Origin of the sequence: Leptotrichia sp. oral taxon 223 (assembly GCF_013394795.1) — a bacterium.
GTDB lineage: Bacteria > Fusobacteriota > Fusobacteriia > Fusobacteriales > Leptotrichiaceae > Leptotrichia.
The window spans coordinates 1,064,421-1,077,610 of sequence record NZ_JABXYU010000001.1; the positions used below are offsets into that span (position 1 = coordinate 1,064,421).

At 34.3% G+C, this 13,190-nt stretch carries 13 protein-coding genes; all 13 read right to left on the reverse strand.

All coding sequences use genetic code 11. The features are described 5' to 3' along the window. Nucleotides 1-21 precede the first annotated feature (21 nt). The 13 genes from HW275_RS05225 to pta all read right to left on the reverse strand — a co-directional run bounded on the left by HW275_RS05225 (nucleotide 22) and on the right by pta (nucleotide 13,186). Complete coding sequence (locus tag HW275_RS05225) at nucleotides 22-1,341, reverse strand: S41 family peptidase (RefSeq protein WP_178935561.1); 1,320 nt, start codon at nucleotides 1,339-1,341, stop codon at nucleotides 22-24. Nucleotides 1,342-1,433: 92 nt separating this feature from the next. Next, entirely contained in the window at nucleotides 1,434-2,171 is a 738-nt protein-coding gene (locus tag HW275_RS05230; protein WP_178935562.1) for a TlyA family RNA methyltransferase, read from the reverse strand. Between the two features lie 229 nt (nucleotides 2,172-2,400). Continuing rightward, nucleotides 2,401-2,862: a divergent PAP2 family protein gene (locus HW275_RS05235; RefSeq protein ID WP_178935563.1), complete on the reverse strand. Its 462-nt coding sequence runs from the start codon at nucleotides 2,860-2,862 to the stop codon at nucleotides 2,401-2,403. A 30-nt stretch (nucleotides 2,863-2,892) separates the two neighbouring features. Then, complete coding sequence (gene yhbY, locus HW275_RS05240; protein WP_178935564.1) at nucleotides 2,893-3,231, reverse strand: ribosome assembly RNA-binding protein YhbY; 339 nt, start codon at nucleotides 3,229-3,231, stop codon at nucleotides 2,893-2,895. A 3-nt stretch (nucleotides 3,232-3,234) separates the two neighbouring features. Continuing rightward, on the reverse strand, nucleotides 3,235-5,112 hold the full coding sequence (locus tag HW275_RS05245; protein ID WP_178935565.1) for a ribonuclease J: 1,878 nt from the start codon (nucleotides 5,110-5,112) through the stop codon (nucleotides 3,235-3,237). Nucleotides 5,113-5,164: 52 nt separating this feature from the next. After that, complete coding sequence (mrdA, locus tag HW275_RS05250; RefSeq protein ID WP_178935566.1) at nucleotides 5,165-7,138, reverse strand: penicillin-binding protein 2; 1,974 nt, start codon at nucleotides 7,136-7,138, stop codon at nucleotides 5,165-5,167. A 58-nt stretch (nucleotides 7,139-7,196) separates the two neighbouring features. Then, the gene (rsfS, locus tag HW275_RS05255; protein ID WP_146999252.1) at nucleotides 7,197-7,544 is read right to left on the reverse strand and encodes a ribosome silencing factor; all 348 of its coding nucleotides are present in this window, start codon (nucleotides 7,542-7,544) and stop codon (nucleotides 7,197-7,199) included. Between the two features lie 188 nt (nucleotides 7,545-7,732). Next, nucleotides 7,733-8,446 carry a 16S rRNA (uracil(1498)-N(3))-methyltransferase gene (locus HW275_RS05260; RefSeq protein WP_178935567.1) on the reverse strand — a complete coding sequence of 238 codons (714 nt, stop codon included), beginning with the start codon at nucleotides 8,444-8,446 and terminating at the stop codon, nucleotides 7,733-7,735. 37 nt (nucleotides 8,447-8,483) lie between these two features. Then, complete coding sequence (gene ruvB / locus HW275_RS05265; protein ID WP_012806435.1) at nucleotides 8,484-9,497, reverse strand: Holliday junction branch migration DNA helicase RuvB; 1,014 nt, start codon at nucleotides 9,495-9,497, stop codon at nucleotides 8,484-8,486. 165 nt (nucleotides 9,498-9,662) lie between these two features. Further along, a complete protein-coding gene (locus HW275_RS05270; protein WP_178935568.1) occupies nucleotides 9,663-10,289 on the reverse strand; it encodes a DUF445 domain-containing protein in 627 nt (208 codons plus the stop codon). A gap of 78 nt (nucleotides 10,290-10,367) precedes the next feature. Next, nucleotides 10,368-10,790, reverse strand: a complete 423-nt coding sequence (locus HW275_RS05275; RefSeq protein ID WP_178935569.1) for a flavodoxin domain-containing protein — start codon at nucleotides 10,788-10,790, stop codon at nucleotides 10,368-10,370. 67 nt (nucleotides 10,791-10,857) lie between these two features. After that, nucleotides 10,858-12,054, reverse strand: coding sequence for an acetate/propionate family kinase (locus HW275_RS05280; protein ID WP_178935570.1), 1,197 nt, complete (start codon nucleotides 12,052-12,054; stop codon nucleotides 10,858-10,860). Between the two features lie 127 nt (nucleotides 12,055-12,181). Then, a complete protein-coding gene (pta, locus tag HW275_RS05285) occupies nucleotides 12,182-13,186 on the reverse strand; it encodes a phosphate acetyltransferase (RefSeq protein WP_178935571.1) in 1,005 nt (334 codons plus the stop codon). Nucleotides 13,187-13,190: the final 4 nt, after the last annotated feature.

Here is a 13,190-nt window from a genome sequence, read left to right on the forward strand (position 1 = left end):
TCTTAATTTTTCTGCTTCCTATTATTTTTTTCTTTTTCCTGTTCCTGCTATTTTTTTATTCATTTCTTCAATTGCTCTTTTTAACTGAACATCTCCTGCCGAAATAATCTTTTTAGCTTCTTCTGCACCTTTATCTTTTATAATAATATCTTCAATTTCTTTTTCCCTGTTTTTTCTAGCCTGCTCACTGTCATTTGCGTATCCTTTCAATGCAAGCAGTTCTTCCATTTTCACTTCTATATCCGGTTCAATTCCTTTTTCATGAATGTAGTTCCCTTTTGGTGTAAAGTATTGGGCAATAGTAAGTTTTATGGCATCTTCCGTTCTTAAAGGTATAACTTGCTGAACGATTCCTTTTCCAAATGTCTTTTCTCCAATGATTGTACCACGTTTGTAGTCTTTAATTGCACCTGTAACAATTTCTGACGCACTTGCGCTTGCTTTGTTTGTCAATACGATTAATGGGAAATTACCTAGATTTTTTGAAGTTCTGTTATAGTTTCTCTGCTGTCCATTTTTATACTTCAAGTAAACAATTAAATCTTCTTTTACAAAAAGTGAAGCTATATCTTGCGCTTCTTGCAGTGATCCTCCCGGATTAGAACGCAAATCCAAGATTAATCCCTTCATTCCTTTAGCCTGTAAATCTTTAATGGCTTTCTCAACTTCAGCTCCAACATGATTTCCAAATCTTAACAAGCTCACATAACCGATATTGTTTTCAAGCATCTTGCTTTCTACCATTTCCAGCTTAATTTTCGCTCTTGTCAATGTGAATTTCATTGGATCCTTTTTGCCTTCCCTAACTACTTCTAAATCAACTTTTGTACCTTCCTTGCCCTTCAAAAGCTTTACAGTTTCATTTGCTGTAAGAGGTAGGATATCCTTTCCATCGACTTTTATAACTTTATCTTTTATTTTAATTCCTACTTTTTCTGCCGGGCTTCCAATAAATGGCGAAATAACTTCAAGAGCTTCTCCTTTTTTCTTGCTGATGCTCATTCCAACTCCAACATATTCCCCTTCCATGTCTTCAGAAAAATCTGCCAGATCCTCTTTGGACAAGTATTCAGAATAAGGATCCTTAAGCCTGTTTACAACTCCTGCAACAGCCCCTTCATAAAGCTCCTTTTTACTTGGAGTAGCTTCCTTTCCAACATAATTATTTTCAATAATATTTATTACATCCACAATTCTGTTCAATTCTGTTGCATCTTTTGAATATCCGGCACTTGTATTTTTGTCATTTCTTGCTGTCTTTATTATAGTAGTTGCCGCAAATAAAGGCATACCTACCAATACTAATCCCAACACTGCCTGCACTATTTTGTTCTTTTTCATTTCTCCTCCTAAAATATACTTAAACAGTCAACTGCAAGATTTTACAATTAACCATTGTATTTAAATAAACTCTTTTAAATATTACTTTAATTTTATGGATATCTTAATAACATTAAAAATTCTTTATTTCCCTTTGCACCTTTTATTGGCGAATCTTCTACACCAGCCAGTTCATATCCACATTCCTTTGAAAAGGAAATTATTTTTTTTATGGCTTCATCATGATATTCTTCATTTTCCACAACACCATTTTTGCCAATTTTTTCTCTTCCAACTTCAAATTGAGGCTTAACTAACATTACAATTTTTCCATTTCTGTCAAGAAATTTCTCAAAATATGGAATAACCTTTGTCAAGGAAATAAAAGAAACATCAATTACAATGAAATCCACCTTTTCATTCCCAATATCCTCTTCCTTCAAATCCTTTATGTGTATTTCCTCCAATGAAACAACTTTTTCATTATTCCTCAATTTCCAGTCAAGCTGATTTTTTCCAACATCAACGCTATATACACGCCTTGCCCCATTCTGCAATGCACAGTCTGTAAATCCGCCTGTAGATGCCCCAATATCAAGCACCAATTTATCACTAAAATCCAAATTCCATGCCTTTATAGCTTTTTCCAGCTTTAATCCACCACGGCTGACATATTTTAATTTGTCTTTAATACGAATATTCAGCTCATCATTGTCCTTAAACATTGTTCCAGCCTTTGTTACAACCTGCTCATTTATAATAACGTTTCCAGCCATTATTTCCCGCTTGGCTTTTTCCCTTGTTTCAAAAAACTCCCGCTCTACCAGGATTAAATCCAGTCTTTTTTTCATTGCTTTCTCTTTCCAGTTTGTAATAAATAAAAGATAACTTATAATAAATCATATCCCTTATTTTTCTATTTATTTTTTATTACTAAAATCATATTTACAAAAAATAATTCATAAACTTATTTATTTTACCATATTTTAAGCCATTTTTCAAATTTTTAAGCAAAGATGGACAGAGCAAAAAGAAAAAATCACAGCCAGATATAACTGCGATTAATCCTGAAAATATTTTTTAACCTAATATGTATCCTTTGAATAAAAACCCTATGACAACTCCAAGAACGCTTCCCCAAAATACTTCCAACGGCGTATGTCCAAGAAGCTCCTTAAATTTTTCATTAATTATTTCTATACCGTCGTGATGTTCAATGGCTTCCACTAATGTATTCAAGGCTTTTGCATGTTTCCCGGCCTGCTGTCTTACTCCTGTCGCATCATATAAAACAATTCCTGCAAATACCATCGAAATTGCAAATTCGATTGAACTGAATCCTTTTAGCAAAAATACACCTGTTACAAGGGAAACAACTGTCGAAGCATGGGAACTTGGCATTCCGCCAGTCTGGATAAGTCTTGCCCACTGAGGTTTCTGTCCCTTGAATACAGGAAAAAAAACTTTATAAAACTGTGCTGAAAAGCATGAAATAGCCGCAACATCAAGAAGCCTGTTACCAAACAGTATTCCTCCACTCATTTATTTTTTCCTCTCTATTTTCCTTAAAATTTATCTTTTATTTCCTTTACTTTTTCTAAATTCATTAAATTCAGGCGTAATTTTTGCATCCTTTGTAGTCTTAGGCTTGAAAAATATTAACACATTTCCTATTTTATCTACAAATACTGATTTTGTTTTTTGAGCAACTTCCGCTGCCATCTCCCTGTCAAATTCAACTGATGAATTTTGCAGAATTTTGACTTTTATCAATTCTCTTTTTTTCACAACTTCGGCAATTGACTTTAGAACATTCTCATCAATTCCATCTTTTCCGATTCTTACAATCGGATCCAGATTATGTGCCAATTTCTTTAAAAAAGCTCTCTCCTTGCTTGAAAGCTGTATCATTTTCTAAACCTCCATTATAATCGGTAAAATTATAGGCTCCCTGTCTGTTTCCTTGTTTAGGAACTCTCCTACTTTTGCCCTTATTCTCTGTTTAATTTTGCCTATTTCTTTTATTCCTTCGTTTTCCATACTGCTAAGTTCCAGTCTGACTAGCTCTTTTGTCTCGGACAACAGTTTTTCAGCATCTTTATTGTACACAAATCCACGAGTTACAAGTTCCACCTGTTTATTGAACTTTCCATTTCTATATTGAGAAATCGAAATAATAACTATCCCATCATCAGCCAGATTTTGTCTGTCTTTCAATACGGCATTCCCAATATCCCCAATTCCAAATCCATCAATGAACGTTGCGCCGCTAGGCACTTTTCCCACGTTTCTAAATTGACTTTTGGATAATTCCAGCTTTGCTCCATTTTCTGACAAAATAACATTTTTTTCAGGAACTCCAACAGCCATTGCCAGTTCCTTATGTTTCTTTATCATTGCATATTCGCCATGCACCGGCAAAAAGAACTTAGGTTTTACAAGATTTATCATCAGCTTCTGCTCTTCCTGACAGCCATGCCCTGATACGTGTATCCCGATTCCTTTTTCAAATACAACACTTGCATCACGTTTCATAAGCTGATTTATATTTTTAGTCGCAGCCTTCTCATTTCCTGGAATAGGCGTTGCCGAAATTACAACTGTGTCCCCTTCCCTTAGCGAAATATATTTATGCGTTCCGTTTGCTATTCTTGAAAGTGCTGCAAGCGGTTCCCCTTGTGTTCCAGTACATAAAATAAGCACCTTGTCAGCTGGATATGTTTCAACTTTATCAATATCAATCATTATATCTTTTGGTATTTTCAAATATCCAAGGTTTGAGCAGATTTCAAAGATTTTTACCATGCTTCTTCCGTCAATTGCGATTTTTCTTCCATGTTTTGTCGCAATATTTACGATTTGCTGTAATCTATGCACGTGTGAGGCAAATGCAGCCAAAATAATTCTTCCATCAGCTTTTGAAAATTCATCCTTCAAACTTTCCCCAACTGTTCTCTCCGATGGCGTAAATCCAGGAATTTGTGCATTTGTACTGTCTGAAAGCAGTAAATCTACACCTTCCTCACCTAGCTGGGCCAATCTTCCAAAGTCAAATCCTTCCCCATCAACTGGTGTCAAGTCAACTTTAAAATCTCCAGAGTGCAAAATTGTTGCCGCAGGAGTTTTTATACAAATTGCATAACAGTCTGCGATACTGTGCGTTACGCTTATAAATTCCACTGTAAAGTATTTTGATACTTTTAAAATCGTTCTGCCGCTAATTACTTTTTCTTTTGGAAGTTTTGCATCTTTTTTCTCAAATTTTGCCTTCGCAAGTGCAAGTGTCAGTCTTCCCCCGTACATAGGAATATTTTCTGTCCCTAATTTTTGGTAGAAATAAGGGATTGCCCCTATATGATCTTCGTGTCCGTGTGTCAAAAGCAAGCCTTTTATTTTGTGTCTATTTGACTCCAGATATGAAAAGTCTGGAATGATGACATCTATTCCCAAATGCTCATCTTCAGGGAAAGTGAGCCCTGCGTCCACCACAATAATTTCATCCTTATATTGAAAAGCTGTCATATTTTTCCCGACTTCCTCAATTCCTCCAAGCGGGATTACGTACATTTTCTCTTCTTTTTCTTTTCCGTCAACTTTTCTGTCTATGTGTCTATTCCTGTCGTTCACTCTTGGAATATAACGTATTTCATTTTTTTCATCTAAATGTCTTCGGTTCGTACTTTTCCTTCTAAATCTTTTCATTCCTGATTTTATTTTATTAATATCTTCCTTTTTTGAAAAATTTCTTTTAAAAGTTTGATTTCCGAACTCAGCTTTTTCTTTTTCTGACATTTAGCAAGCACCTCCTTCTTTTAATTTTTTATATTTATTTAATCTCCATATTTTATCTGTTTGCCAGTTTTTTATTATTATTTGCTTCCTGCTGTTTTTTCTTTTCTTCGGCTTCTTTCTTTTTCAGCATTTCTTGCTGAGTTTTCTTAATAACGTATTTATCTCTGTATTTCAGTATAAATTTAAGTGCCACATTTCCAGAAGCTACTCCCCCGTATCCTCCACCTTCTACAATGGATACAAATACAATTTGAGGGTTGTCTGATGGAAAATATCCTGCAATCCATGAGTGATTATCTCCAAAACCCGAGTTTTGTGCCGTCCCTGTTTTTGCAGAAACTGGATAACCGCCAATCCTTAACAGTTTTGCAGTCCCTCCATAACCGCTTACAGGCAATCTTAAAGCATTCTGCAATAATTTCAGATTTTTGGGGCTGATATTTAATTTTCTTACAACTTTTGGAGCATTATTTTCAACTTTTCCTGAATAAGTTACAAATCTGTCCACAACTGTAGGTTTTAACTGAACCCCATTATTCGCAATAGCCTGATAGGCAGAAGCGATTTGAATAGGAGTTACCAATACATACCCTTGCCCTATTGACATATTTATCAAATCCCCAGGCAGCCATCGCTGATCCTGTTTTTTCTTAAATCTTTTTTTCTTCCATTCAGGGCTTGGCAAAGTCCCAGACAATTCTCCTGGAATATCAATTCCAGTTTTAGATCCAATTCCAAATTCTTTGGCGTATTTTACTATATTTTGCACTCCGGCTTTCTGGGAAAAAACATAATAATACGTATTTACAGATTGCTCAATAGATTTTGCAAAGTTAGTTATCCCGCTCCCATGTTTATGTGAATCTCTGAATATCAGCTTTCCATATCGATATTGCCCTGTTGAATTTACTGTTGCATATGGCGAAATTCCTGATTCCAGAATCCCTGTCCCAGTTATTGCCTTAAAAGTAGATCCTGGAGGATAAAGTCCAGCAATACCTTTATTTACAAGTGGCTTTGCCTTTGAATTTACTAGTTCACTCCACTGATTATCGGGTATTCTTGAACTTAATAAATTTAAACTGATTTCAGGATTGCTGACAAATGTAATAATTTTCCCAGTTTTTGCCTCCATTGCAATAAAAGCTCCGCTTTTTCCTGAAAAAGCGTCTGTCATATATTTTTGCAACTCCATATCAAGTGATAAATAGACGTTTTTCCCTGCGACACTTTCAGTTGTTTCCATTTGTCTTATAACATTTCCCTTGGCGTCAACTTCGACATTTTCCTTTCCATCTTGTCCTTTCATTTCCTTGTCATAAGAACGTTCCACACCTTTTTTCCCAATCAAGTCACTATTTCTGTAACCTTCTTTTTCCAAATCCTTAAATTCCTTTTCACTGATTGGCTTTACATATCCAATCACGTGTGAAGCTAGAGAGTCTTCAGGATAATATCTCTTGTTATACTCAACTATATCAATTCTGTCATTATCAATTTTTTCAATTGCCCTTAATGCAACTTGTTTTTCCAAATCTTCGATAACAAGAATCCTTTTATCCGTTCCCATTCTTTGCTGCTTAAAAAATCTGTCAATCAAATAATCAACTTGATAACCTGTAATCTGACTTATTTTGTTTATATCAGTTATCGTTTCCTTTATACGCTCTGCAACTGCTTTTCGTTCTTGCGAAAGTCTTGCATCTATCTGTTCTTCCGTCATATTCTTTATTTCTTTTAATAACGCCACGTCTTTTGGACTCAACGGTTGTGTATGCAAATGAATTACTTGATAACCTGTTGTATTTTTCGCAAGTAATTTCCCTTCCCTGTCATAGATTTCTCCACGTGTAGCTTTTATTACATTGGTTCTAATTCTGTTTTGTAACGCCTGTTCTGCATACTCAGACGCATCTAATACCTGTAATATAAATAATCGTGCTACCAATAGTAAAAAAACTGTTCCCACAAGAACAAGAAAAACTATAAACCGTATATTTTTTTCTTCTTTATCTAATTCTCTCATAAATTCCCTCTTCATTTCCAATACATTGATTATTTTAACAAATTATTTTAAAAAATGGCTATTCTCCATCATTTTCTTCATTCACGCCATTATAAAAATCATCTAATCTGTAATATTCCCTTGCATCCTTGCTAAACACGCTGACAATTAAATCCCCTGCGTCAATAAGAACCCAGTTTGCCTCTTCAAGTCCTTCCACGCTTTTCACATTATCAAGGCTCTTCTTTATATCAGTCGCTATCGCTTCAATATTTCTGGAAGAACTCCCAGTACACAAAATCGAATAATCAAAAAATGGTGATTTCCCTCTCATGTCATACACCTTTATATCCTGTGCCTTTTTATCTTCCATAATATTAATTATCTCTTGAACTTCTTTTTCATAATTATTATTTACTTCGCTCATTCTCAAAAATTTCCTTTCTTTTTTTACATTATTTTTTATTAATTCTATTTCAACTTTTTATTTTAAACTTTTTTATTTATCAAAATTTTACAAAAAAATTATTATAATGCCACTACTAAAGTATATTATATTATATTATATATTTGACTAATTTTCAATTTATTTCTCAATTTTATCAAAATAAAAAATTACATATAAAAATTGGCAATAACTCCACACACCACAATTGCCGCAGTTTCTGCCCTCAAAATACGTTTTCCCAAACTGATTTCTATCGCCTTATTATTTTTTAAAAAATCAACTTCCTCTTGTGTGATTCCACCTTCCGGGCCAATTATGTATAAAATATTTTTATCTTCTTTTTTTATTATTTCTGACAATGATTTTGATTCACCACTATTTTCATAAGCAAATATTATTTTATCATATTTCTGATAATCAATTTCTGTCAGTTTTTTTACAGGTGTAATTTCAGTAAATTTTACCCCCCTGCATTGTTTCAGGGATTCCCTTACAACTACATCCCACTTTTCCTTTTTTTCACTAATTTTTACGACAACTCTTTCGGTTTTTAAGGGAATTATCCTATTTACTCCAATTTCTGTCAGTTTCTGTATTGCCATATTCATTTTATCATTCTTCAAAATTCCCATTGCAACATCAATATTTACATTTAAGGAGTATTTGTCTTCTTTTTTTCCCAATATTTTTACAGCGACTTCCTTTTTTGAAATTTCGGCAATTTTCGTAAAATATTCATATTCTCCATCAATTATCCGCAATTCATCGCCTATATTTAGACGATAAACATTCTGAATGTGATTACAGTCTGACTTTTCCTTTATCAAAATTTTCCCATTATTTTCATCAATATTTTCTTTTTCCGCTATTACAGTCAACAATAGCTTTTCACCTCATTTTTTTATTTAAATTTTTACATTATTTTCCTTTTTCACCAAATATTTTTTCAATTCCCAAATGTCTATATCCAAACTCCGTTACAACTCTTCCACGTGGAGTTCTTTTTATAAACCCTATTTTCACTAAATACGGCTCATAAACTTCCTCTATCGTCCGTCTGTCTTCCCCGAGTAAAAGCGACAATGTTTCGATTCCGACAGGCCCACCATTGTACACATTTATAATTGAAAGCAAAATATTCCTATCTAATTCATCAAGTCCATTATCATCCACTCCCAGAAGCCTTAGAATACCATCAACGCTTTCCTTTTCCAAAACACCTGAACCTTCCACCAACGCAAAGTCCCTTGCCCTTTTCAATAGCCTATTTGCAATTCTAGGTGTTCCTCGGCTTCTTTTGGCAATTTCCGTAATTCCGTCCTCATCATATGAAATATTAAGAATATTTGCCCCTCGTCGTATAATTTCCTTCAATTCTTCTAATTGATAGTATTCCATCCTATGAGTAACTCCAAATCTATCACGAAGCGGTGTACTTAGCTGTCCTGCCCTCGTAGTCGCCCCAATTAGCGTAAATCGTGGCAATTCCACACGAATACTTCTCGCAGATGGTCCTTTCCCAATAAGAATATCCAGTTCCCCGTCTTCCATTGCAGGATATAAAATTTCCTCCACCGATGTATTCAATCTATGAATCTCATCAATAAACAAAATATCATTTTCCTCCAAAGACGTCAAAATAGCCGCTAAATCTCCCGCTTTCTCCAGTACAGGCCCAGTTGTTATCTTCAAGTTCACTCCCATTTCTGTGGCAATAACTCCCGCAAGGGTAGTTTTCCCCAGTCCTGGCGGTCCATATAATAAAATATGATCAAGCGATTCATTCCTCATTTTAGCAGCCTTTATAAATATATTCATTTTCTCTTTCAAATCCTGCTGGCCAATATATTCCTTAAAAGTTCTTGGCCGTAAACTTCTTTGAATATTGTCTTCCCCTAATTCCTTAGGTTCCAATATTCTTTCCTCATTCATCATTTCTCCTCAATATTTTTTCTTTATTTACTTAAACTTTTACTATTTATAAATTAACACTAATGGCGACTGTTTCCCTTTGCTTTATAAAAAAGAAATAACAAAAAATTATAGAAAAAACATTTATTAACTAAAATACTCTAAAATAAAATTTTAAAATATTTTTTATATCTGTTTTAGTAATAGCATTATAAAAAATTGAAATAATGCAATTACTCCTCCCAATACTCCGCCAATAATTTCAATATGCTTCAATTCATTTTTAGATACGGATAAAATAATTTGTTCCATTTCTTCCAGTGAAAAGTTTTTCATTTTTTCCAACATTATTTCTTTAAAGTTTATTTTATCTTTTGCGATTTTTATTATTTCTTCCACTATTTCCTCTTTGTTTTCTAAAATTGACTTTTTAAAATATGATTTTATTTTTTCTATTAATGAATCATTTAAAAACATTTTTAATAGCGGATTTTTTTCTAATACACTATTTTTCAGCTTTTCGCCTATAATTTTGTCAAGCAGTTTATCCAGAATATCATCGTTAAAAGCATTGCCATTTTTTAGTTTTTCAGTAATGTATTCCACTGAGATAAGTTCCTTTTCTATTGTTTCAGCAATGTTTACTGAAATTCTGTCCCGATTTTTAGGGATTAGTCCCTGTATTTTAAAAAATAGCAGGTTTATTTCCTTATAAGGCCTGAATAGCAGCTTTATTGCCAGATAATTTGTAAACCATCCTATAATTATTCCGACAAAAACCATTATGGCAAGCTGTATTAATAAATTTCCCAATTTTTCCTCCAAATTTATAGCTAACGAGCAATTTTATTATAAATTTTTACTCAAAAATTATAATATTTTGTTTTTGCATTATCCAGCAATTGCCCTTCCATATTCTCTACATTTTTCAATTTTTTCATCATCGTCAACAGCCAGATGAATGATAAGTCCGTCATTTACAATAGAAAATCCTTCATTTATCATTTCTTCACGCCAAGTCTCCATCCAGCCGCCTTGTCCCCAGTCATAGGAGCCAAAAAGCCCAACTGTTTTTCCAAAAATCTTGTCTTTTATCCCTTCAATAAATTCTACCATTTCAGGCGCAACTTCTTCTGCTCCTCCAGCAGGCGATCCGAATGCTATAAAATCAGCATTAACTGCACTTTCATCAGCTTCTTCCACATTTATCAGTCTTACAGTGGCTCCAGCATTTTCTGCACCTTCGCCAATGTATTTTGCCATATCTGCAGTATTTCCAGTACCTGTGTAATAAATTATATTTAATGTTGCCATTATTTCCCTCTTTTCTTTATAATTTAAAAAATTATTTAAAGCCAAACTCTAAAGTCTGGCTATTTTCTTATTTCGTTAATTTGTAAGTGTCTCTTGCTATTACAAGCTCTTCTGCCGTTTCAATCTTGTAAATTTTAACTTTTGAATTTTTTGTTGATAATTCCACATTTCCTGGCAATCTCTGTGCATTCTTTTCTTTGTCCAGTTCAATTCCAAAATATGAAAGCGCATCACAGATATACTGTTTCGCTCCAACTGAATTTTCCCCAATTCCACCTGTAAAGGCGATTGCGTCAATACCGTTCATTGCTGCAACGTAAGCTCCAATATAAAGCTGTATTCTGTAGCAGAACATTTCATAAGCTAAAATAGCTTTTTCATCCCCAGCTTTTTTAGCTGTATCTAAATCACGAAAATCTGAACTTGTTCCTATCATTCCCAAAATCCCAGACTTCTTGTTCATTCTGTTATTCATTTCATCCAAAGATAGTCCTCTTTTTCTCATAATATAAATAACAGAAGCAGGATCTACATCTCCTGTTCTAGTTCCCATCATAACTCCTGCAAGCGGTGTCATTCCCATTGATGTATCTACAACTTTACCATTTTGAACTGCTGAAATGCTCGCTCCATTCCCAAGATGGCAAACTATAATTTTTGAGTCCTCTTTTCCCAACATTTCTCTTGCCACTTCACTTACATATCTGTGAGAAGTTCCATGAAATCCATATTTTCTTACTTTCAAATCAGTATAGTCTTCGTAAGGATAAGGATACATGTACGCCTTTGCTGGCATTGTCTGATGGAAAGCTGTATCAAATACAACTACATTCTTTTTACCAGGAAGCAATTTTTGGATAACCTTTATTCCCATTATGTGTGCTGGGTTGTGCAAAGGGGCAAGCGGCGCAATTTCTTCAAGATTTTTTATAACTTCATCGTCTACAATTACAGATTTTTCATAATATTCTCCCCCATGGACAATTCTATGTCCTATCGAGTCAATTTCATCCACGCTTGATATTACCCCTATTTTCTCATCCTGAAGTGTCTTTAATATAAGTTCCACCGCAACTGTATGATTTTCCATAGGAACTTCCATTTTATCAATTTTTTCTCCAGTTAACAGATTTTTATAGCTGAAAATAGGATTAGCAATCCCTATCCTTTCACAATTTCCTTTAGCCATCGATTGCTCATTAGTCATGTCAATAAGTTCAAATTTTGCAGATGAACTCCCGCAATTTATTACCAAAACTTTCATTTTTCCCTCCAAATTTATATTTTTATTTTTACCTTCCAATATCAAACTATTAAAGTTAATCACTTTCAATGTTTTGACAAAATAGTTCTATTTTTTATCTTATGTTTAAACTGATTTTACATAAAAGCTACATTTCAGATTCCACAGCTGTAATTGCTACAACCTCAACTATATCCTCCACGCTGCATCCTCTCGAAAGATCGTGAACTGGACGTGCCAACCCTTGGATTAACGGTCCTAGCGCTTTTGCCTTAGCCAATCTCTGTGTCAATTTGTAACCGATATTTCCTGAATCCAAGTCAGGGAAAATCAATACGTTTGCCTGTCCTGCCACTTTTGAGTCAGGTGCTTTTGCAGCAGCCACTTCTGGAATAATTGCAGCATCCAGCTGTAATTCCCCGTCAAAGTCAAAATCAACATTTCTAACTTTTAAAATTTCAATAGCTTCCCTAACTTTGCTTACAGATACCCCATCGGCACTTCCCTTTGTAGAATATGATAAAAATGCCACTTTCGGTTCTTTTATTCCGGCAGTAAATCTAGCTTTTTCCGCTGCAGAAATAGCAATGTCGGCAAGCTGCATGGCTGTAGGATCAGGAATTACTCCTCCATCTGAATATACAAAGGTTCCGTTATATCCAAATTCAGGCGTATTTGTTATCATGATAAAAGAACTCGATACTGTCTTTAGCCCTTCCTTTGGCCCAATTATGTGAATTGCCGCTCTTAAAACATGCGCTGTTGGTGAAGCTGAACCTGCTACCATTCCGTCGACTCTGCCCTGATGTACAAGCATTGCCGCAAAATATCTTGGATCTGACATGAGTATCGCTTTTGCCGTTTCAAATGTCATTCCTTTTTTCTCTCTTCTTTTTTTCAAGAGCTCTGACATATTGTCAATTGTTGCACATGAATCAGGATTGTAAAATATCGCTCCTTCCAATGAAACTCCAATTTTGTCTGCTTTTGCCTTTATTTTTTTTTCATCTCCGACTAAAGCTATTTTTGCAATTCCTTCACTAATAATTTTTTCTGTAGCCCGCAAAACTCTTTCATCCTCTGTTTCCGGTAAAATAATAGTTTTGTTCAGTTTTTTAGCCTTTTCTTTTAATTCGTCTGTCAATGTGTTCATAATT